This window comes from Sphingomonas sp. Leaf21 (assembly GCF_916858675.1).
GTDB lineage: Bacteria > Pseudomonadota > Alphaproteobacteria > Sphingomonadales > Sphingomonadaceae > Sphingomonas.
The window spans coordinates 59,603-79,004 of record NZ_CAKASM010000014.1 but is presented as its reverse complement, the minus strand read 5'-3'; the positions used below and the strand labels follow the sequence as shown (position 1 = coordinate 79,004).

18 protein-coding genes are annotated in these 19,402 nt (G+C 67.5%); 10 read left to right on the top strand and 8 right to left on the bottom strand.

What is annotated here, in order from left to right; genetic code table 11:
* Window positions 1-5: 5 nt before the first annotated feature.
* Window positions 6-1,634, bottom strand: coding sequence for a M28 family metallopeptidase (locus LRP66_RS12140; RefSeq protein WP_230482854.1), 1,629 nt, complete (start codon window positions 1,632-1,634; stop codon window positions 6-8).
* Window positions 1,631-2,068, bottom strand: coding sequence for an MAPEG family protein (locus LRP66_RS12135; protein ID WP_230482853.1), 438 nt, complete (start codon window positions 2,066-2,068; stop codon window positions 1,631-1,633). Before LRP66_RS12135 ends, LRP66_RS12140 begins: the two co-directional genes overlap by 4 nt.
* Window positions 2,069-2,272: 204 nt before the next feature.
* Between LRP66_RS12135 and rpmF the strand changes: the two genes are divergently transcribed.
* The 5 genes from rpmF to LRP66_RS12110 all read left to right on the top strand — a co-directional run bounded on the left by rpmF (window position 2,273) and on the right by LRP66_RS12110 (window position 5,227).
* A complete protein-coding gene (gene rpmF, locus LRP66_RS12130) occupies window positions 2,273-2,452 on the top strand; it encodes a 50S ribosomal protein L32 (RefSeq protein WP_230482852.1) in 180 nt (59 codons plus the stop codon).
* Between the two features lie 39 nt (window positions 2,453-2,491).
* A complete protein-coding gene (plsX, locus tag LRP66_RS12125) occupies window positions 2,492-3,520 on the top strand; it encodes a phosphate acyltransferase PlsX (protein ID WP_230482851.1) in 1,029 nt (342 codons plus the stop codon).
* The gene (locus LRP66_RS12120) at window positions 3,517-4,485 is read left to right on the top strand and encodes a beta-ketoacyl-ACP synthase III (RefSeq protein WP_230482850.1); all 969 of its coding nucleotides are present in this window, start codon (window positions 3,517-3,519) and stop codon (window positions 4,483-4,485) included. Before plsX ends, LRP66_RS12120 begins: the two co-directional genes overlap by 4 nt.
* Window positions 4,486-4,575: 90 nt before the next feature.
* Window positions 4,576-4,875, top strand: a complete 300-nt coding sequence (locus tag LRP66_RS12115; protein ID WP_230482849.1) for an integration host factor subunit alpha — start codon at window positions 4,576-4,578, stop codon at window positions 4,873-4,875.
* On the top strand, window positions 4,859-5,227 hold the full coding sequence (locus tag LRP66_RS12110; RefSeq protein ID WP_230482848.1) for a MerR family transcriptional regulator: 369 nt from the start codon (window positions 4,859-4,861) through the stop codon (window positions 5,225-5,227). The genes LRP66_RS12115 and LRP66_RS12110 overlap by 17 nt, the downstream gene beginning before the upstream one ends.
* Before the next feature lie 378 nt (window positions 5,228-5,605).
* Here the strand turns inward: LRP66_RS12110 and LRP66_RS12105 are convergent, their stop codons facing one another.
* The 5 genes from LRP66_RS12105 to pheS all read right to left on the bottom strand — a co-directional run bounded on the left by LRP66_RS12105 (window position 5,606) and on the right by pheS (window position 12,301).
* The gene (locus LRP66_RS12105) at window positions 5,606-6,148 is read right to left on the bottom strand and encodes a hypothetical protein (protein ID WP_230482847.1); all 543 of its coding nucleotides are present in this window, start codon (window positions 6,146-6,148) and stop codon (window positions 5,606-5,608) included.
* A 37-nt stretch (window positions 6,149-6,185) separates the two neighbouring features.
* Window positions 6,186-7,712, bottom strand: coding sequence for a peptide chain release factor 3 (locus tag LRP66_RS12100; protein WP_230482846.1), 1,527 nt, complete (start codon window positions 7,710-7,712; stop codon window positions 6,186-6,188).
* 278 nt (window positions 7,713-7,990) lie between these two features.
* On the bottom strand, window positions 7,991-8,872 hold the full coding sequence (locus LRP66_RS12095) for an aldose 1-epimerase family protein (protein ID WP_230482845.1): 882 nt from the start codon (window positions 8,870-8,872) through the stop codon (window positions 7,991-7,993).
* Complete coding sequence (pheT, locus tag LRP66_RS12090) at window positions 8,865-11,228, bottom strand: phenylalanine--tRNA ligase subunit beta (RefSeq protein ID WP_230482844.1); 2,364 nt, start codon at window positions 11,226-11,228, stop codon at window positions 8,865-8,867. The genes LRP66_RS12095 and pheT overlap by 8 nt, the downstream gene beginning before the upstream one ends.
* The gene (gene pheS / locus LRP66_RS12085) at window positions 11,225-12,301 is read right to left on the bottom strand and encodes a phenylalanine--tRNA ligase subunit alpha (protein ID WP_230482867.1); all 1,077 of its coding nucleotides are present in this window, start codon (window positions 12,299-12,301) and stop codon (window positions 11,225-11,227) included. The genes pheT and pheS overlap by 4 nt, the downstream gene beginning before the upstream one ends.
* Window positions 12,302-12,567: 266 nt before the next feature.
* Here pheS and LRP66_RS12080 point away from each other — a divergent pair, with 266 nt between their 5' ends.
* The gene (locus LRP66_RS12080; protein ID WP_230482843.1) at window positions 12,568-13,710 is read left to right on the top strand and encodes a GGDEF domain-containing protein; all 1,143 of its coding nucleotides are present in this window, start codon (window positions 12,568-12,570) and stop codon (window positions 13,708-13,710) included.
* Between the two features lie 58 nt (window positions 13,711-13,768).
* Here LRP66_RS12080 and LRP66_RS12075 read toward each other — a convergent pair whose 3' ends face one another.
* Window positions 13,769-14,980, bottom strand: coding sequence for an LL-diaminopimelate aminotransferase (locus tag LRP66_RS12075; protein WP_230482842.1), 1,212 nt, complete (start codon window positions 14,978-14,980; stop codon window positions 13,769-13,771).
* Window positions 14,981-15,095: 115 nt separating this feature from the next.
* Between LRP66_RS12075 and LRP66_RS12070 the strand changes: the two genes are divergently transcribed.
* The 4 genes from LRP66_RS12070 to ribD all read left to right on the top strand — a co-directional run bounded on the left by LRP66_RS12070 (window position 15,096) and on the right by ribD (window position 19,402).
* Window positions 15,096-16,829, top strand: coding sequence for a PHA/PHB synthase family protein (locus LRP66_RS12070; protein ID WP_443026694.1), 1,734 nt, complete (start codon window positions 15,096-15,098; stop codon window positions 16,827-16,829).
* A gap of 85 nt (window positions 16,830-16,914) precedes the next feature.
* Window positions 16,915-17,790 (top strand): phasin family protein, encoded by an 876-nt coding sequence (locus tag LRP66_RS12065; RefSeq protein ID WP_230482841.1) that lies wholly within the window; start codon window positions 16,915-16,917, stop codon window positions 17,788-17,790.
* Between the two features lie 308 nt (window positions 17,791-18,098).
* Window positions 18,099-18,446 carry a hypothetical protein gene (locus LRP66_RS12060; protein WP_230482840.1) on the top strand — a complete coding sequence of 116 codons (348 nt, stop codon included), beginning with the start codon at window positions 18,099-18,101 and terminating at the stop codon, window positions 18,444-18,446.
* 14 nt (window positions 18,447-18,460) lie between these two features.
* Window positions 18,461-19,402, top strand: coding sequence for a bifunctional diaminohydroxyphosphoribosylaminopyrimidine deaminase/5-amino-6-(5-phosphoribosylamino)uracil reductase RibD (ribD, locus tag LRP66_RS12055; protein ID WP_230482865.1), 942 nt, complete (start codon window positions 18,461-18,463; stop codon window positions 19,400-19,402).

The window sequence follows — 19,402 nt, the reverse complement described above, 5'->3', positions numbered from 1 at the left end:
GGGAATCATTTCCGGTTCGCCGCGCTCTCCGCCCGAATCGCCTTGAATTCGGACCCGTCACGCCATTCCGGCCAGTCCCGTCCATCGGCCAGATCGCGGCCGATGCGATAGAACAGCCCGACATCCGCCGCCGCCCCGCGCAGGTCCCATTTGGCGTCCCAGGCGTCACAGGTCTGGTGGTAGCAGCGCATATAGGCGTCGAGCCACGCCTGCCCCGCCGGTCGTCCGCCCGCGACCAGGTCCGGCGCGCCGCTGATCGCCATCAGCAACAGCGTCGGCACACCGCGCCGCGCGACCGAGAAATGGTCGGCGCGGTAGAACAGCCCGCGCTCGGGCAGGGCCTCCGGCGTCACCGTCCGCCCCTGCGCGGCGGCGGCGGCCTTCAGCCGGTCCTCCAGGTCGTTCTGCCCGTCGCCGACCAGCATCACGTCCTTCGACGGACCCGCCGTCTGGAGGATATCGAGCGTCAGATTGGCGACCGTCCTGGCCAGCGGATAGACCGGCTTCACCGCATAGGTCTCCGACCCCAGCAGCCCGCGTTCCTCACCGGTCCATAGCGCGAAGACCAGGCTGCGATCGGTCGGCGGCGCGGCCTTGAACGCGCGTGCCAGCTCCAGCACGCCCGCCACGCCCAGCGCATCGTCATTGGCGCCGGGGCGGATCGTGCGACCCTGCGCATCCGCCGCACCCTTGCCATAGGCGTCCCAATGCGCGCCGAACATCACGACCTCGTCGGGATGCGTCCTGCCGGGGAGCCTGGCCAGCACGTTGCGGCTTTCGGCCCGCACCGTCGTGACGGGCAGGTCGGCGGAGAATCGCTGCCCCTTCAATTCGACCGGGCGGAAGTCGGCGCGGCGCGCGGCGGCGCGCTGCTGCGCCAGGTCCAGTCCGGCGGCGGAGAACAGCGTCTTCGCCGAGTCGCCCGACAACCAGCCCTGCAACAACACCCGCGCATTGGGATCGCCGCGCACGATATCGTAATTCTCGCCCGCGGGCGCGGTGACGGTCGCCCAGCCATAGCCCGCGCCCGGCGTGTCATGGACGATGAGCGCCCCCACCGCGCCCTGCCGCGCGGCTTCCTCGAACTTGTAGGTCCAGCGGCCATAATAGGTCATCCGCCGGTCGCCGAACCTGCCCTTGGCATCGTCCCCCGCGACCGCCTCGAAATCGGGGTCGTTGACCAGGAAGACCGCGATCTTGCCCTTCAGGTCGACGCCCTTGAAATCGTCCCAGCCACGCTCGGGCGCATGGACGCCGTAGCCGACGAAGACCATGGGCGCGTCCTTGATCGCCACCCGGTCGACGGGCCGCACGGTCGAGACATAGACGCCCTCGCCCTGGACGAGCGGCATCGCCCCGGCGCGCATCATGCCCTTGCCGATCTGGGTACGGATCAGCGGCACGGCCTGCGTCCACCGCCCGTCCGGCCCGCCGGGTTGCAGCCCCATCGCCTTGAACTGCGCGACCAGCCAGTCGACCGTCTTCGCTTCGCCGGGGGTGCCGGGCGCGCGCCCCTCGAACGCGTCGGAGGCGAGCGTCTTCACGTCGCTGGACAGACGCGCGGGGGAGATCGGGTCGGGGGCCGCGCCGGTCAGCGCGATGGCGGCCAGGCCGATGAGGGGAAAACGAATCATCGCTGGTCGATCCTTATGACGGTGGTCGCGCTCACCGGCGCGACATGACTGGTGTAGACGATCCCGATCGCCCAGCCCGCCAACAGCGCCAGGATCGCCCAGGTTCCCAACGCGCCCCCGGCGCGACCGATATTGGGCGCGGGCCGCATCATGCCCCAGCCATGGCCGATCCGCGCGACGATGAACGCGCCGCCCAGCAGCCACAGCCAGAAGGCCGAACCGCCCGCCAGCTCGATGAGCGCCATGAGGATCAGGATGAAGGGCGCATATTCGACGAAATTGGCCTGCGCCCTCATGCCGCTGGCCAGCCGCGAATCACCGCCGTCGCCGAGCAATATCTTGCCGCGAAACCGCCCGATGACGATTCGCAGCGCGAGCCACAGATTGACCAAGGCGGCGGCGGCCGCGATGCTGAGCGTGACGGGCAGAACCATGAGCGCCGCTATCCCCTTCTATTGAACCGGACATGGGGTGCCATTCCGTGGCGAAGCTTGCAACATCGGCAAAACTCGCTATAGGCGCGGGGCTTCGCGATGCGTCCGGCTGGGTGCTCACGCGGCCGGGTCCTCGATCCGGGCGCGCAATGGGTGCTGACCGTGGCGTATTCCACCCATTGTTCGAATTGATAAGGTGCCGCAATGGCCGTCCCCAAGAGAAAGACTTCGCCCTCCAAGCGCGGCATGCGCCGTGGCCACGACTCGCTGTCGATCGCCGCGTTCCAGGAATGCCCGAATTGTGGCGAGCTGAAGCGTCCGCACAATCTGTGCACCGCTTGCGGCCACTATAACGGCCGTGAGGTCGTGTCGGTCGAGGGCTGATCCCTCCACCTGTCACCGGAATGACCGTCAGAGGAACGCATGGCCGATAACGCCTGGATCGCCGTCGATGCGATGGGCGGCGACGACGGGTTGGCTGTGATGCTTGCCGGCGTCGCCAGAGCGCGACGCCGCTTCGAGGGCATGCGCTTCCTGCTGGTCGGGGACGAGGCGCAGATTGCGGAGGGGTTGAAGACCCATCCCAATCTGTCCGCCGCGTCCGAAATCGTGCACGCGCCCGAAGTGGTCGGCTCAAACGAGAAGCCGAGCCAGGCGATACGGCGCGCCCGCACGACATCGATGGGCATCGCCATCGATCTGGTGAAGCGTGGCCGCGCCGCCGCCGCCGTGTCGTCGGGCAATACCGGCGCGCTGATGGCGATGGCCAAGCTGTCGCTTCGCACCCTGCCCGGCATCGACCGGCCCGCGCTCGCCGCGCCGCTCCCCACGCTGGGCGACAATGACGTCGTCATGCTCGACCTCGGCGCCAATACCGAGTGCGATGCGCGCAACCTCGTCCAGTTCGCCGTCATGGGCGCGGCCTATGCCCGCATCCTGCTCGAGCTCGACAATCCGCGCGTGGCGCTGCTCAATATCGGATCCGAGGACCAGAAGGGCACCGACGAGATCCGCGATGCGGCCGCCGTGCTGCGCGGACAGAACCACCTGCCGCTCAACTTCACCGGCTTCGTCGAGGGCAACCAGCTTGCCCAGGGCCATGTCGACGTGATCGTGTGCGACGGTTTCGCGGGCAATATCGCGCTCAAGACGGCGGAGGGCACCGCGCGCTTCGTCGGCGATCTGCTCAAGCGCGCCTTCCGCTCCTCGACCCGGTCGAAGATCGGCTTCCTGATCTCGCGCCCCGCCACACAGCTTCTGCGCGACCACCTCGACCCCAATAACCACAACGGCGCGGTCTTCCTGGGCCTGAACGGCGTGGTGGTGAAGAGCCATGGCGGCGCCACCGAACTCGGTGTCGCCACCGCGATCGGCAATGCGGCCAAGATGGTGCGCGCCGACCTGACCCGGCGTATCGCCGAGGATCTCTTGAATTTCGAGGATGCGGCATGATTCGTTCGATCGTCACGGGTACGGGTTCGGCGCTTCCAACCCGGCGGGTGTCGAACGAGGAACTGGCGCAGGAGGTCGACACGTCCGACGAGTGGATCGTCGAGCGCACCGGCATCCGCTTTCGCCACATCGCCGGGCCCGAGGAGACGACCGCGACCCTGGCCGCCGATGCCGCCAAGGCGGCGATCGCGGCGGCCGGACTGTCGGCGCAGGATATCGACCTGATCGTGCTGGCGACCGCCACGCCGGACCAGACCTTTCCCGCGACCGCGACCAAGGTCCAGACGATGCTGGGCATCGACGACTGCGTCGCTTTCGACGTCGCCGCCGTCTGCTCGGGCTTTCTTTATGCGGTGCAGGTCGCCGATGCGATGCTGCGCAGCGGAGTGCAGCGTCGCGCGCTGGTGATCGGCGCCGAGACTTTCAGCCGCATCCTCGATTGGGAGGACCGCACCACCTGCGTCCTGTTCGGCGACGGGGCCGGCGCGATGGTGCTGGAGGCGCGCGAGAGCGACGATGCGGACGGTCGCGGCATCCTGGCCACCAGGCTGCACGCCGACGGGCGCCATAACGGGCTGCTCTATGTCGATGGCGGTCCTTCGACCACGGGCACGGTCGGCAAGCTTCGGATGAAGGGCCGCGAAGTCTTCCGCCACGCCGTCGTCAACCTGGCGCAGGTCATGGAAGAGGCTTTGGGCCTGGCGGGCTTCACCTCGGACGATGTCGACTGGGTCGTGCCGCACCAGGCCAATGCCCGCATCCTGGACGCCACCGCGCGCAAGCTGAGCCTGCCGTCCGAGAAAGTCATCGTGACGGTCGACCAGCATGCGAATACCTCGGCGGCGTCGGTTCCTCTGGCGCTCGACACCGCGGTTCGCGACGGTCGCATCCGGCAAGATGATCTGATCGTTCTGGAGGCGATGGGCGGTGGCTTCACCTGGGGCGCCGCGGTGATCCGCTTCTGAACAATCGATTTTCATTAACTAAGATAAATCCCTTTCGGTCCCAATAGGCGATGTGTTAATTGCCTGCTTACACACCATTGGGGGATGGAAATGACCAAAGCTGGAACCTTGACCCGTGCCGACCTGGCCGAATCGCTGCATCAGGAAGTGGGACTTTCCCGCTCCGATTCGGCCGATGTCGTGGAGCAGATTCTTGTCGAGATGTGCGAAGCGTTGTCGCGCGGCGAGAATGTCAAGATTTCGGGCTTCGGCACCTTCGTGCTGCGTGACAAGGGTGAGCGGATCGGCCGCAATCCCAAGACCGGGATCGAGGTGCCGATCGCACCCCGCCGCGTCCTGACCTTTCGCGCGAGCCAGATGATGCGCGATCGTATTGTCGCGGCGGGATAGACCCACACCCCCTCCCGAGGGCGGCAAGGCCGATGGTGCGCTGCGCACCATCGGCGAGGTGTCGCGCGAAACCGGGGTGGCGCAGCATGTCCTGCGCTACTGGGAAAGCCGGTTTCCCCAGCTCCGCCCGGTGCAAAGGGCGGGCAATCGCCGCTATTACCGGGTCGACGACCTCACCCTGATCCGCCGTATCGATCATCTGCTCAACCAGCAGGGCTATACCGTGCGCGGCGTACAGCAACTGTTCGAGACCGAAGCGCGCGCGAAGGACGATCCCGCGACGATGCTGCGCAACATTCGCGATTCGCTGGTCGAGGCGCTGGCCTGGGATGACCGGGCGGAGCGGCGCTAGGGCCGATCGACATTCAACGATGCCTGTCCTTCCCTCGCCCATAGTGGAGGGGAGAGGGTTGCGCAGACTTGGTCTTTGCGTAGCGAAGGCTTAGTCGGAGCTGGGTGAGGGGTGATGCGCTCGAAGAGCGCGCGAGCCGAAGGCTCGCTCAACCCCTCACCCAAGCTGCGCTAGCCAGCACGCTGGCAAGCTTCGCTAACCTTCTCCCCTGTCCAGGGGAGAGGGGAGAATAAGCTGAATGTCGATCGGTCCTAGCGTTTCGGTGTGGCCTTCTATGTCGGCGCGGAGCGCCAACGTTCACCCTGAGCGGGGTTCAGAACCCGGTCTCACTCCCCACCTCCGTTCAGCGTGCGCAAGGCCGAAGGCCACGCCCCAACCTCAGGCGTGCTGAACCACCTCGCCCGGCAGACCCAGCAGCAGATCCCGGCAAGCCCGATTATAGGCGTGGGCGCGCCACCAGAACCAGCCGCCATTGCCGACACCCCAGGCCGCGACGCCCAGCGCCGCCCAGGGGACCGCGCGCGCCGCACGGCCGCCGCGTGCCGCGATCCGGCCCGCCGCCAAGCCACCCTTGCCGATCCGCCGTGCGGTCTTGGCCAGCTTGCCCGCCGCCCGCGCCTGCGACAAGATGCCCGATCCGCCGCGCAGGTCGCCCAGGATCGCGGCGGGGCCGACGAAACCCTTGAGCTTCGCGGCGATCTCCTGCGCCTCGATCGACGCCCCCGGTTCGAGCTGGCGTCGCTGCGCGCCGGTCAGGCCATAGGCATCGCCGATCCGGTCGATCGTCTCGGCCAGGCTCTCCGTCCCGATGGTCAGCGCCTTCGCCCCCGCCTTCAGCGCGCGACGGCGGATCAGCTTCTCATTGGCCTCGAAAATCTGTTCGATCCTGGCGCGGTCCATGGCGGGTCCCTGTTCGGTCATCCGCCATCAAGCCGCGACACCGGGCTGCGGTTCCGTCCTATCGCTCACGCGTGGCGAGGAAGCGGACCTTGGGATAGCGATCGGCGACATAGCCGACTTCCCAGGCGCTCTTGGCAAGGAAGACGGGGTTGTCGTCGCGGTCCTTGGCCATGGCCGCGCGGTTCAGGTCCATGAACGCCTTCAGGTCGGCGGGATCGTCCGCCGCGATCCAGCGCGCGGTGTCGAACGGCGCGGGCTCCAGCCCGGCGGCGACCTTATATTCCGCATCCAGCCGCGACAGCAACACGTCGAGCTGGAGCTGCCCCACGACGCCGATGATCCAGTTCGAGCCGATCTCCGGGTAGAAGACCTGCGTCACCCCTTCCTCGGCCATGTCGTCCAGGGCCTTGCGCAACTGCTTGGTCTTGGTCGGGTCCTTGAGCGCGACGCGGCGCAGGATTTCGGGCGCGAAATTGGGCAGGCCGGTGAAGCGCACATCCGCCCGCTCCGATAGCGTATCGCCCACCCGCAACGTGCCATGGTTCGGGATGCCGATGATGTCGCCCGGAAACGCCTCGTCGGCGACTTCGCGATTCTGCGCGAAGAAGAGGATCGGCGAGTGGACCGCGATCGGCTTGCCATGGCCCGTCGGCGTCAGCTTCATGCCGCGTTTGAAGGTGCCCGAACACAGCCGCATGAACGCGATGCGGTCGCGGTGCTGCGGGTCCATGTTCGCCTGCACCTTGAACACGAAGCCGGTGACTTCCTTGTTCTCAGGCGACACGGGTGCGGGCTCGGCAGGCTGCGGGCGGGGTGGCGGCGCGTGACGGCTGAGCGCGTCGATCAGCTCGGCGACCCCGAAATCCTTCAGCGCCGATCCGAAATAGACCGGCGTCAGGTCGCCGTTGCGATAGGCCTCCGCATCGAACTGCGCATAGCCCGCCTGCGCCAGCTCCACCTCCTCGGCGACCTCGGGCGGCAGGGTCGGCGCATCGTCGATCTTGCCGTGGAAGGCGCGGCTGTCGCCTTCGGGACGGCTGACCCTGCCCGTGGTCAGGTCGAGCACGCCCTCGAACAACCCGCCCATGCCGACCGGCCAGCTCATCGGCGCCACGTCGAGCGCCAAAATGTCGGCGATCTCGTCGAGCAGCTCGAACGCGGGGCGGCCTTCGCGGTCGACCTTGTTGACGAAGGTGATGATCGGCACCGAGCGCAGGCGGCACACCTCGAACAATTTGCGCGTCTGCGCCTCGATCCCGCGCGCCGCGTCGATAACCATGACGGCCGAGTCGACGGCGGTCAGCGTGCGATAGGTATCCTCCGAGAAATCCTCGTGGCCCGGCGTGTCGAGCAGGTTGAAGGTCACGCCGTCCTTTTCGAACGTCATCACCGAGGACGTGACCGAGATGCCGCGCTGCTGCTCGATCTTCATCCAGTCGGACCGCGCGCGCCGGTTCTGGCCCCGCGCCTTGACCTCACCCGCCAGATGGATCGCGCCGCCGAAATAGAGCAGCTTCTCGGTCAGCGTCGTCTTGCCGGCGTCAGGGTGCGAGATGATCGCGAAGGTACGGCGGGGGGAAGTCATGGGCGGCTCTGTCGAATAGGGAAATGGCGCGTCCGGGCGCCCGAGATGCTGCGCCTGTTACAGCAAATTGTGGCACAAGACAGGCCCCGGATTGCGAGCGACCATTGATGCCGCACGTCATACATGCGCTCTACCCCGGCGGAGGCCGGGGTCCAGGTGCCAAGAGGCTCGTGGCGCGCACAACGGTCTCGATCTCAAAGTTCGCAGCACCTGGACCCCGGCCTGCGCCGGGGTGGTACGATATAGGCCGGGGTGGTACGATACAGGAGAGCGTGTCCCTACCCCGCCAGCGTCACCGTCATCTGCATGACCTTCTCACCGCCGACCGGAACGATGAACACGCCGGGCTTGTCGGTGAACTCGCCGTCGAACCCTTCCGGATCGGCGATGCCGTGCCAGGGCTCGACACAGACATAGGCCGCGCCCGGCTTGGTCCAGATGCCCAGCTTGTCGGTATCGGGGAAAGCGATGCGCAGTTGCGGCGCGCCGTCCGCGCCATAGGTCACGCTGCGGCTCTCGACCGGGTCCCACACCAGCGCGTCGTTGGTGAAGAGATCGTCCGCCAGGTGCAGCGTGCGGCCGTCGAGCAGGCTGTCGCGGCGCGCGTCCGCGATCAGGCCATCGGGGGCGATCACGCGCAGCCTGGACGGCTCGTCCGTTTCGAACACGATACGATGATCGCTCCGCGCCTTCCCGTAGGGCAGCGGCCAGGCGAAGGCGGGGTGGAAACCGAAGCTGGCGGGCATCGGCACCTCGCCCCGGTTGAGGACGCGGATTTCCATCACCAGCGTCGTCTCCTCCAGCCGGAACTCCGCCTCCAGCCGGAAGGCGAAGGGGTAGGAGGTCCGCGTCGCCTCGCTGTCGCCCAGCGAGAAGACCGCGCGGGTGTCTTCGTGCGTCACCAGTTCGAACATCGAGTGGCGCGCGAAACCATGCTTGGCCATCGGATAATGCCGACCGTTCAGGCGGATGCCGTCGCGGGTCACGCCGATCACCGGGAACAGCAAGGGTGCGCGACCGGTCCAGAAGGCCGGGTCGGCATTGGTCATCAGCTCGCGCCCCTGGGCATCCTTCAGCGAGGACAGCTCCGCCCCGAACGGGTTGATCGCCGCCGACAGATGGTCGTTGCCGATACGGATCCAGCTTTCTTCGTCAGCCACGGAGTTGCGCTCCCTGTTTGGCGGCCGCGGCGACGATCCTGTCGGCGATGGCCTTGAGTTCCTCGTCGGTGAAGCTCTTCTGCGCCGGTTGCAGCAGGACTTCGACCGCGACCGACTTGTGGCCCTCCGGCACGCCCTGCCCGGCGAACACGTCGAAGACGCGCGCGGCGGTGATCGCCGCCTTGTCGGCACCCCGGACAGCGCGGATCAGCATGTCGGCCGCCAGCGTGTCGGGCACCAGGAAGGCGAAGTCGCGGCGGACCGACTGCAGCGCCGGGGGCGTGTAGGCGGGCCGCATGAACCCGCTCGCCCGCTTGGGCGGGATGGCGTCGAGATAGAGCTCGACCGCCGCCACCGCGCCGTCAAGGTCGAACGCCTTGAGCACCGAGGGGTGGACCATGCCGAACGCCGCCAGCACCGTCTTCGGCCCGAGGCGCAGCGTACCCGACTGGCCGGGATGCCAGGCGTCGCCCGCCTCACCCATCACCTGCAGGTTATCCACCGGGGCACCGGCCTGGGCCAGCAATGCGATCGCCTCGGCCTTGGCGTCATAGGCGTCATAGCCTTGCGCCTTGCCCGAGCGCCAGTTGCGGGCCGACTTGTCGCCCGCCAGCACCACGCCCAGGGTCGGCCGCTCCGCCTCTTCCAGATAGCGGCGGCCGATCTCGAACAGGCGCACGGTGGCTGCGCCACGCTTGATATTGCGCTCGGTCGCGGCGAGCAGGCCGGGGAGCAGCGACGGGCGCATGACCTTCAGATCCTCGCTGATCGGGTTGGCCAGCGTGAAGGCCCCGCCCCCGAAGGGCGCGGCCTGCGCCTCGCTGATGAAGCTCCACGTCACCGCCTCGTCCAGGCCGCGCGCGGCGGCGGCGCGGCGGGCGCGGCGCTCCAGCTTCTGCTGCGGCGTGGCGGTGGGACGCGCGACGCCGGGGGCGCGGGGGAGCGCGACCGGGGGAACATGGTCGATCCCCTCGATGCGGATCACTTCCTCGACCAGATCGGCGGGGCCGTCCACGTCACGACGCCAGCTCGGCGCCGTGACCTGCCATTCGGCGGTCACGGTAAAGCCCAGCGATTCGAGGATCGCCTTCTGCCGCGCGGGCTCGATGGCCAGGCCACCCAGCGTTTCGGCGAGGCTGGGGTCGTAACCGATGGTCTTGGCCGTCACCGGCGGCTCACCGGCCCGCGTGACGCCGCTCGCCCTGCCGCCGCAGATATGCTGGACGAGGAAGGTCGCGATGGCGAGCCCGTCGTCCAGGAAGGCCGGGTCCACCCCGCGCTCGAACCGCTGCCGCGCGTCGGAGGTCAGGCCAAGCTTCTGCCCGGCGCGCGCGATCGCCTCGGGCGCGAAATACGCGCATTCGATGATGACGTCGGTGGTCGTCTCCGACACGCCCGAATGCTCGCCGCCCATGATGCCGCCGATATCGTGCACGCCCGCATCGTCGGCGATGACGGTCATGCCCTCGGACAGGGTATAGGTCTTGCCGTTCAGCGCCTCGACCGTCTCGCCGTCGCGGGCCTTGCGCGCGACCAGACCGCCCGACAGCTTCGCCTTGTCATAGACGTGCAGGGGACGGCCGAGATCGACCGTCATGTAATTGGTGATGTCGACCAGGGCCGAGATCGGCTTCTGCCCGATCGCGGTCAGCCGCTGGCGCATCCATTCGGGGGCCTCGCCATTGGTCAGGCCCGATACCTCTTGCGCGTAGAAGGCCGGGCAACCCTCGGCGTCCTCGATGCGCACATCGGGACCAGCCCCCTCGCCCGTCACCTGCGGCACGGTCGGCGCGATCAGCGTACCCAGCCCGGCGGCGGCGAGATCGCGCGCGATGCCGTGGACGCCCATGCAGTCCTGGCGGTTGGGCGTGATCGACACGTCGATGACCGGATCATTGAGCCCGGCATAATCGGGGAAGGACGTGCCGATGGCCGCATCCTCGGGCAGTTCGATGATGCCGTCATGCCCCTCGCCGATCTGCAACTCGCGCGCCGAGCACATCATGCCGTTCGACTCGACGCCGCGAATGGCCGCGACCTTCAGCGTCACGTCGAGGCCGGGGACATAGGCCCCCGGCGCGCCGAACACGCCGACCAGCCCCGCGCGGGCATTGGGCGCGCCGCACACGACCTGCATGGGCCCGTCGCCTGCATCGACCGACAGCACCTGCAGCTTGTCCGCCTGCGGATGCCGCTCGGCCGACAGGATGCGCGCGACGCGGAACGAGGCCAAAGCCTCGCCCGGATTGTGGACGCCCTCGACCTCCAGGCCGATACGGGTCAGCCCCTCGACGATGGTCTCGAGCGAGGCGTCGGTGTCCAGATGGCTCTTCAGCCAGCCCAGCGTGAACTTCATGCGCCGACTCCTCCCGACAGCGTGGGTACGTCGAGGCTCGCGAACCCGTAATGCTTCAACCAGCGGATATCGCCGTCGAAGAAGGCCCGCAGATCGTCCATCCCGTATTTCAGCATGGCGAGGCGATCGATGCCGCAGCCGAAGGCGAAGCCCTGCCACTCGTTCGGATCGAGCCCGCACGCCTCGATGACCTTCGGGTGGACCATGCCGGAGCCCAGCACTTCCATCCAGCCACCACCGGAGCCGCCGATGACGCGCTTGCCCTTCTCGATGGTGTAGCCGACATCGACCTCGGCCGAGGGTTCGGTGAACGGGAAATAGCTGGGGCGCAGGCGCAGGACGATATCGTCACGCTCGAAGAACGCCTTGAGGAAGGTTTCCAGCGTCCATTTGAGGTGGCCGAGCGTGATGCCCTTGTCGATCACCAGCCCCTCGACCTGGTGGAACATCGGCGTGTGGGTCGCGTCCGAGTCGGAGCGATAGGTGCGGCCCGGCGCGATGATGCGGATCGGCGGCTTGCTGTCCAGCATGGTGCGGATCTGCACCGGCGAGGTGTGGGTGCGCAGCACGCGGCGCACGGTACGCTCGTCGCCGCCCGCCTCGACCCCCGCCAGATAGAAGGTGTCGTGCATGGCGCGCGCCGGATGCGTCTCCGGAATGTTGAGCGCGGTGAAATTGTGCCAGTCGGTCTCCACCTCCGGGCCCGTCGCGACCGCGAAGCCCAGGTCGGCGAAGATCTCGGCCAGCTCGTCCATCACCTGCGACACCGGATGGACGGTGCCGAAGCCGCTGGTGTCGACCGGCAGGGTCATGTCCAGCCGTTCGGACGACAGCCGCGCATCGAGCGCCGCCTGTTCCAGCCCCGCCTTGCGCGTGGCGAGCGCGTCGGTGACGGCCTCGCGCAGACCATGGATGCGCGGCCCCTCGACCTGGCGTTCCTCGGGGCTCATCTTGCCGAGCGTCTTGAGCAGCTGGGTGATGCGGCCCTGCTTGCCCAGCGCATCGACGCGCACCGTCTCCAGCGCGTCCAGCGCGGGCGCCGCGGCGATGGCGGCGAGAAGGTGCTCGCGCATATGTTCGACTTCGTTGCTCACTCTTCACTCCGTCGGCCGCTTCGACCACCCGAACGGGGGCGGTCCGGCCCGTTGGCGGGATCGGGTCCGCCGTAGCGGGTAGCGGTAGCCCTTATCAATCCTCCAGACGCGATCGGGCGACCATGATCGCCATGTCGGCTGGGGCCGATGCACCGCTGGTTAAACTAGCAATGTTTTTGTAACGTATATCATATTATGAGGTTAAAACGGTCTGAGGGGCCGAGAAGACCGCCGGGACCGCAACCATGTCACTCGATATCGCCAGCCTTCAGGTGGTGGCCGCACTCGGCAGCGTCCTCTCCGGCCTGCTGCATTTCTTTCCCGGCATCACCAGTCGCGAGTCCGGGCGCTGGCCGATCTGGTGGGGGTGCGGCAAGATCCTGATCGGCGTGACCAACGCTGCGGGCCTGTGCTTCGACGGCACGCGGCTTTCGGTGCTCGAGCGGATCACCGATGGTCTGCTGCTGGTCGGGCTGTGCCTGTGCATCCATGCCCTGTCGATCTTCGCGCGACGACGCCCCCCGCCTCTGATCCTGTTCGGGCTGGCGGCGATGCTGGCGCTGACCATACCGTTCGTCCTGTTCGGCGACCGCGACGCCCGCCTGTCGGTCATGTTGATGGGCGGCACGCGAACCCTGTTCAATTTCACCGCCGCGTGGATGCTGATCCAGATCGCCCGGACCGAGAATGTGCGGACCGCCTGGGTCATGGGCGTGCTGTTCGCCGCCTCGGTGCCGCTCTTCTGTACGCGAACCGCGCTGCAAATGGTGGCCTGGCACGATCCCGTCTGGGACAGCGTGGCACAGGCGACCGCCGACTGGAGCGTCGGCATCGCGATCATCCTGGTGTCGCTCAGCCATCTCGCGCTGCTGCTGATCGATGCCGAACGCGTCCAGCGCGCGCTGTCCGAACAGGCGAGTCGCGACTGCCTGACCGGCGCGCTGAATCGGTTCGGGTTGCAGCGGATGGCGCCGACGCTGCACGGTCCGGTGACGCTGTTGCTGATCGATATCGACCGCTTCAAGGCGCTGAACGACGGGCATGGACATGCGGCGGGGGACACGGTGCTGCGCCTGCTGTCCGACCTGGCGCAATGCGAGATCGGCGCACGCGGGACACTGGTCCGGATCGGCGGCGACGAATTCCTCTGCGTCTTGCCCGGCCGGGACGAGGTGACCGCCCGCGCCATCGCCAAGCGGCTGTCCGACCGGTTCGATCGTGCGGTCGCGGCACTGGTCGACGGTCCGTGCCCGCCCTCGCTCAGCATCGGGCTCGCGCAGGGTGTGGTCAGGGGCCGACTGGACCGCCTGATCGAGGAAGCGGATGCGGCGATGTACGACATCAAACGCGCGCACCATGCCCGACACGACCCCGCGCGGGCGGCATGAGTACCGACTCCTCCCCCTCCCCCCGTCCAGGGGAGAGGGAGGACGACATCAGGGGCCGTCACACCGCCTTGGCGGAACCCGGTGTGTTGACGCCCATCGACTGGAGGTAGCGCTTGATATTGCGCGCCGCCTGGCGGAGTCGCTGTTCGTTCTCGACCATGGCGATGCGGACAAAACCCTCGCCATTCTCGCCGTACCCGACACCGGGTGCGACCGCGACCTTGGCTTCGGTCAGCAACTGCTTGGAAAATTCCAGGCTGCCGAGATGCGCGAGCGCCGGGGGCAGCGGCGCCCAGGCGAACATCGACGCCTTGGGGCTGGGAATATCCCATCCGGCGCGGCCGAAGCTCTCGACCAGCACGTCGCGGCGCTTGTGATAGAGCTGGCGGTTCTTCTCGACGATGTCCTGCGGCCCGTTGAGCGCGGCGCACGCCGCCGCCTGGATCGGCGTGAAGGCGCCGTAATCGAGATACGATTTCACCCGCGTCATCGCCGCGATCAGGCGTCTGTTGCCGACCGCGAAGCCGATCCGCCAGCCCGCCATGGAATAGGTCTTGGACAGCGAGGTGAACTCGACCGCGACGTCCTTGCCGCCCTTGACCTGCAGGATCGAGGGCGTCGGGTTGCCGTCGTAATACAGCTCGGAATAGGCGAGGTCGCTCAGCACCCACAGCTCATGCTTCTTCGCAAAGGCCACCAGCCGTTCGTAGAAGGCCAGGTCCACCGTCTCGGCGGTCGGGTTCGACGGATAATTGACCACCAGCACCGAGGGGCGCGGCACGGTGAAGTGCATCGCCCGCTCCAGGCTCTCGAAATAGGCCTCGTCCGGCGTCGTCGGCACCGCGCGGATCGTCGCGCCCGCGATGATGAAGCCGAAGGTGTGGATCGGATAGGAGGGATTGGGCGCCAGGATCACGTCGCCCGGCGCGGTGATCGCGGTCGCGAGGCTCGCCAGCCCTTCCTTCGACCCCATGGTCACGACCACCTCGGTCTCGGGATCGAGGTCGACGCCGAAGCGGCGGCCATAATAATTGGCCTGGGCGCGGCGCAGGCCCGGAATGCCCTTGGACTGCGAATAGCCGTGCGCATCGGGCTTCTTCGCGACCTCGACCAGCTTGTCGAGGACATGGTCGGGCGGCGGCAGGTCGGGATTGCCCATGCCCAGATCGATGATGTCCTCGCCGCCCGCGCGCGCCGCCGCCCGCATCGCGTTGACTTCGGCGATGACATAGGGCGGCAGGCGCTTGATGCGGTAGAACTCTTCGGACATGGGTCCCTCTGTGTAACGATTTGGGACCCGGACCTTAGCGTCTTTCGTTTCCCGACGCGACCCGACATGATGACGCAATATCCTGACGCCAACAGGGCGCGCGACGAACGAGAGGATGCGGATGACCCCCGGCCAGACGAACGCCCCGAATTCCACCGGCACCCTGCCGACGCTGGAGGAATTGCAGCACTGGACCTGGGTGATGGGCCGCGCGCAACAGATGTTGATGGAGGCCGCGCTGTCGCCCCCGCCCGACGGCGTGCCGGTGGTGCCGGGCTTCAACGACCCCGCCACGATGGGCCGCGTTCGCGACTTCTGGTCCGATTCGATGAAGCTGTGGCAGCGCTTCGTCGATCCCTCCGCCGAACCCAGCCCCGCGCCCAAGCCAGACCGCCGGTTCAAGGCCGAGCAGTGGCAGTCGCCGCTCTTCGACTGGATCCGGCAAAGCTATCAGGTCGTCTCCGACCATATGCTGCGCGGCGTCGACGCGCTCGAGGGGGTGGACCCCAAGCAGAAGGAGCAGCTCCGCTTCGCCGCGCAAGCCTTTGTCGACGCGATGAGCCCGACCAACTTCCCCGCGACCAATCCGGAAGTGCTCGACAAGATCGTCGAGACGCGCGGCGAGAATCTCCTCAAGGGCCTCCAGAACATGATGGCCGATCTGGGGCGCGGCCAGCTCACCCATAGCGATTCGCGCGCATTCGAGGTCGGGCGCAATCTGGCCGCGACGCCGGGCAAGGTGGTGAAGCGCAACTATCTGTACGAACTGATCCAGTACGCGCCGACCACCGAGCAGGTGGCGGCGGTGCCGATCGTGATCTTCCCGCCCTGGATCAACCGTTTCTACATCCTCGACCTGGCGCCCGAGAAAAGCCTGATCAAATGGCTGGTCGACCAGGGGTTCAGCGTCTTCATGGTGTCGTGGAAATCCGCCGACGCGACGATGAAGGACGTGATGTGGGACGATTACGTCGCCGCCCAGGTCGATGCGATCGACACGGTGCGCGATCTGCTCGGCGTCCCGTCGGTCCACACCGTCGGCTATTGCGTGGCGGGCACGACGCTCGCCGCGACGCTTGCCTATCTGTCGGCCACGGGCGACGCCGCCAAGGTCGCCAGCGCCACCTTCTTCACCGCGCAGGTCGATTTCTCGAAGGCGGGCGAGCTGCTGCATTTCGTCGATGACGAGCAGTTGAAGCTGATCGGCGCGCTGTCGCCCGAGGGATTTCTCGACGGGCGCTATCTGGCGATGACCTTCAACCTGCTCCGCGGACGCGACCTGATCTGGAATTACGTTACCAACAACTATCTGCTGGGGCGGGATTATGTGCCGTTCGACCTGCTCCACTGGAATGGCGACGTCACCAACCTGCCCGCCAAATGGCATCTCGCCTATCTGACCGACCTGTACCGCGACAATCTGTTGATGACACCCGGCGCGATGACCATCGGCGACGTGGCGCTCGACCTGACCAAGGTGGCGACCCCCGCCTATGTCCAGGCGGGGCGCGAGGACCATATCGCGCCGCCCGAAAGCGTTTGGAAAATTACCGAGGCCTTTACCGGTCCGTTGCGCTTCGTGCTGGCGGGATCGGGGCATATCGCGGGGGTCGTGAACCCGCCGGCGGCCGGAAAATATCAATATTGGACCAACGACCAGCCCGCCGCGACGCTGGCCGACTTCGTTGCCGGGGCGCGGGAAACAAAGGGTAGCTGGTGGCCCGATTGGGCCGACTGGCTGCGCGACCGCGACGCCGCGACGGTCGCGGCCGACGGCGCGCGCGTGCCCGGCCAGGGCGCGCTGCCCGCGCTCGACGACGCGCCGGGACGGTACGTCCGACAACGCTGATCCATGTTTTGCTGCGCTGCACAATAGGCTTGATTTAGCCTCCGCGAATCGCTATTGTGCAGCGCAACAAATCGGGAGAGCGCAGTTGGACAAGACCAAGCCGACCGTTACCGCCGCCAAGTCGGCGGCCAAGCCGCGTCGCACGACCAAGCCGGTCGCCGCCAAGACGTTGCCCGGTCTCCCCTCCGATCCCACGCCCGCCGCCAAGCCGGTCGCCGCCGCCGCTCCGGCCAGCCCGGGCCTGCCGCTGAGCCAGCCCGCCAAGGCGATCGTGGCCGCCGTCGAAAAGCCCCCCGTCGCGCCGAGCCCCGCAAAGCCGGTCGAGCCCGCGCCCGTCGCCAAGGCGCCGAAGCCCGCCGCTCCCAAGCCGGTGCCGGTCGCCGCCGCCGCGAAGCCCGCGCCGAAGCCGGTCGAGGTTCCCGCGCCGACCCCGGTGGCCAAGGCACCCGAAGTTTCTTCCCCGACCGCCGCGGTTTCGGCGGACTCAAAGCCCAAGGAAATTGTCATGGACGCCACGAGCACCATCGGAAACGCCGCCCAGGATACCACCGCCAAGGCCCAGGCCTTTTTCGGCGACGCGCAGGCCCGCACCCAGGCCACCATGGAAAAGAGCAGCAAGCTGTTCGAAGACATGATCGCCTTCAACAAGGGCAATCTGGAAGCCATGGTCGAATCGTCGAAGATCGCTGCCAAGGGCGCCGAGACGCTGGGCCAGGGCGCGGCGGATTACGCCAAGCGCTCGTTCGAGACCGCGACCCAGACGCTGCAGACGCTGTCGTCGGTCAAGTCGCCGACCGAATTCATGAAGCTCCAGTCGGACTTCGCCCGCTCGGCCTTCGACTCGATGGTCGCCGAGACCTCGCGCTCGACCGAGCACATGATGAAGCTGGCCGGTGAGATCGCCCAGCCGCTGAGCAACCGCTTCGCGGTCGCCGCCGAGAAGATGAAGACCGTCGCGTAATTCGCCGACGCTTTCCTTCGCGGGACAGGATTGGGGCGGTCACTTCGGTGGCCGCCCTTTTTCGTGTTATTCGATGCGGCATTGCCTGGGGCTTTCCCTCCCCCATCCCCTCCCGCCTGCGGGAGGGGAGCGTTGCTTTGCAGGTGTCTGGCATAAGCCGAAAGATGATCGCTTTCAGAGGCGCTCGCAGGTAGCGCTTGGCACGCCCCACCCGCAGGCGGGAGGGGATGGGGGAGGGCAAGGAGTCTCACCGAGACCAACCCCATGCCCACTGGCATCCCAAGCCGACACCTCCTATCTTCCCCTCCATGTCGTTCTTCGGCCGCTTCTCCCCCGTTCGCGCGTACCGCGACCTGCGTTTCTTCCTCGCGCAGCGCCAGCCCTATGAGCTGGTCTTCCTGGTGATCGCCATGGGGATCACGGGCTTCTTCATCTACGCCTTCGCGCGCAACGACTATGTGCCGGTGCCGTACAAGCCCGACATCATCTATGTCGAACAATGGCGCGCGGACCGCACCGATGCGGAGATCAGGGCGCAGCAGAAGATCGATTTCGTGAAGAAGAAGGAGCGACTGGCCGAGGAGAAGGCGGCCAAGGAGCAACGCCAGGCCGAGTTCAAACGAGTCGACGACGCGCTGGACAAGTGGGGCCTCTGACCGATCATCGCTGGATGGGTGCGGCGCTGGCGCTGGCGGAACGCGGCGTCGGGCGAACCGCCCCCAATCCCAATGTCGGTTGCGTGATCGTCGGCGATGGCCGGGTGGTCGGGCGCGGCTGGACGCAAGCCGGTGGCCGCCCCCATGCCGAGGCGATGGCGCTGGCCCAGGCGGGCGAGGCGGCGCGCGGGGCGACGGCCTATGTCACGCTGGAGCCGTGCGCGCATGTCTCGCCGCGCGGCCCCGCCTGTAGCGACCTGCTGATCGCCGCCGGGGTGGCGCGGATCGTGGCGGCGATGGGTGACCCCGATCCGCGCACCGACGGCACCGGCTTCGCCCGTACCCGCGCCGCCGGAATCGCGGTGACGACGGGCGTGAGGCAGGCGGAGGCGCGCGCGATGATCGCGGGCTTCCTGACCCGCCGGACCAGGGATCGTCCCTTCGTCACGCTCAAGCTCGCCACCTCACTCGACGGCAGGATCGCGCGGCCCGATGGCGAAAGCCGCTGGATCACCGGACCCCAGGCGCGCGCGCATACCCATCTGGAACGCAGCCGCCACGAAGCGATCCTGGTCGGACGCGGCACGCTGGAGGCCGACTCGCCCCGGCTGGACGTGCGCCTTCCCGGATTGGAAAGGCGTTCCCCGCGCCGGATCCTTCTGTCGCGGACCGCCGAGCCGGACTGGGAAACCATCGCTTCCCCCGTCGCGATCGCCGATCTGGCGGGCGTCGACAGGTTGATGGTCGAGGGCGGCGCGAAGACCGCGTCCGCCTTCCTCGCCGCCGATCTGGTCGACCGGTTGCTGCTTTACCGCGCGCCCCTATTGATCGGCGAGGGCCGTGCGGCGCTGGGCGATATCGGCCTGACCCGCCTCGCCGATGCGCATGGCCGCTGGACACGCACCGATTCGCGGATGCTTGGCAGCGACCGGTTGGAGGTCTACGAGCGCGGCTGA

Bases quoted from the DNA above. Each gene is read 5' to 3' on its own strand.
- LRP66_RS12140 (WP_230482854.1), bottom strand. From the start codon at position 1,634: ATGATTCGTTTTCCCCTCATCGGCCTGGCCGCCATCGCGCTGACCGGC.
- LRP66_RS12135 (WP_230482853.1), bottom strand. From the start codon at position 2,068: ATGGTTCTGCCCGTCACGCTCAGCATCGCGGCCGCCGCCGCCTTGGTC.
- rpmF (WP_230482852.1), top strand. From the start codon at position 2,273: ATGGCCGTCCCCAAGAGAAAGACTTCGCCCTCCAAGCGCGGCATGCGC.
- plsX (WP_230482851.1), top strand. From the start codon at position 2,492: ATGGCCGATAACGCCTGGATCGCCGTCGATGCGATGGGCGGCGACGAC.
- LRP66_RS12120 (WP_230482850.1), top strand. From the start codon at position 3,517: ATGATTCGTTCGATCGTCACGGGTACGGGTTCGGCGCTTCCAACCCGG.
- LRP66_RS12115 (WP_230482849.1), top strand. From the start codon at position 4,576: ATGACCAAAGCTGGAACCTTGACCCGTGCCGACCTGGCCGAATCGCTG.
- LRP66_RS12105 (WP_230482847.1), bottom strand. From the start codon at position 6,148: ATGACCGAACAGGGACCCGCCATGGACCGCGCCAGGATCGAACAGATT.
- LRP66_RS12100 (WP_230482846.1), bottom strand. From the start codon at position 7,712: ATGACTTCCCCCCGCCGTACCTTCGCGATCATCTCGCACCCTGACGCC.
- pheT (WP_230482844.1), bottom strand. From the start codon at position 11,228: ATGAAGTTCACGCTGGGCTGGCTGAAGAGCCATCTGGACACCGACGCC.
- pheS (WP_230482867.1), bottom strand. From the start codon at position 12,301: ATGCGCGAGCACCTTCTCGCCGCCATCGCCGCGGCGCCCGCGCTGGAC.
- LRP66_RS12080 (WP_230482843.1), top strand. From the start codon at position 12,568: ATGTCACTCGATATCGCCAGCCTTCAGGTGGTGGCCGCACTCGGCAGC.
- LRP66_RS12075 (WP_230482842.1), bottom strand. From the start codon at position 14,980: ATGTCCGAAGAGTTCTACCGCATCAAGCGCCTGCCGCCCTATGTCATC.
- LRP66_RS12070 (WP_443026694.1), top strand. From the start codon at position 15,096: ATGCGGATGACCCCCGGCCAGACGAACGCCCCGAATTCCACCGGCACC.
- LRP66_RS12060 (WP_230482840.1), top strand. From the start codon at position 18,099: ATGTCGTTCTTCGGCCGCTTCTCCCCCGTTCGCGCGTACCGCGACCTG.
- ribD (WP_230482865.1), top strand. From the start codon at position 18,461: ATGGGTGCGGCGCTGGCGCTGGCGGAACGCGGCGTCGGGCGAACCGCC.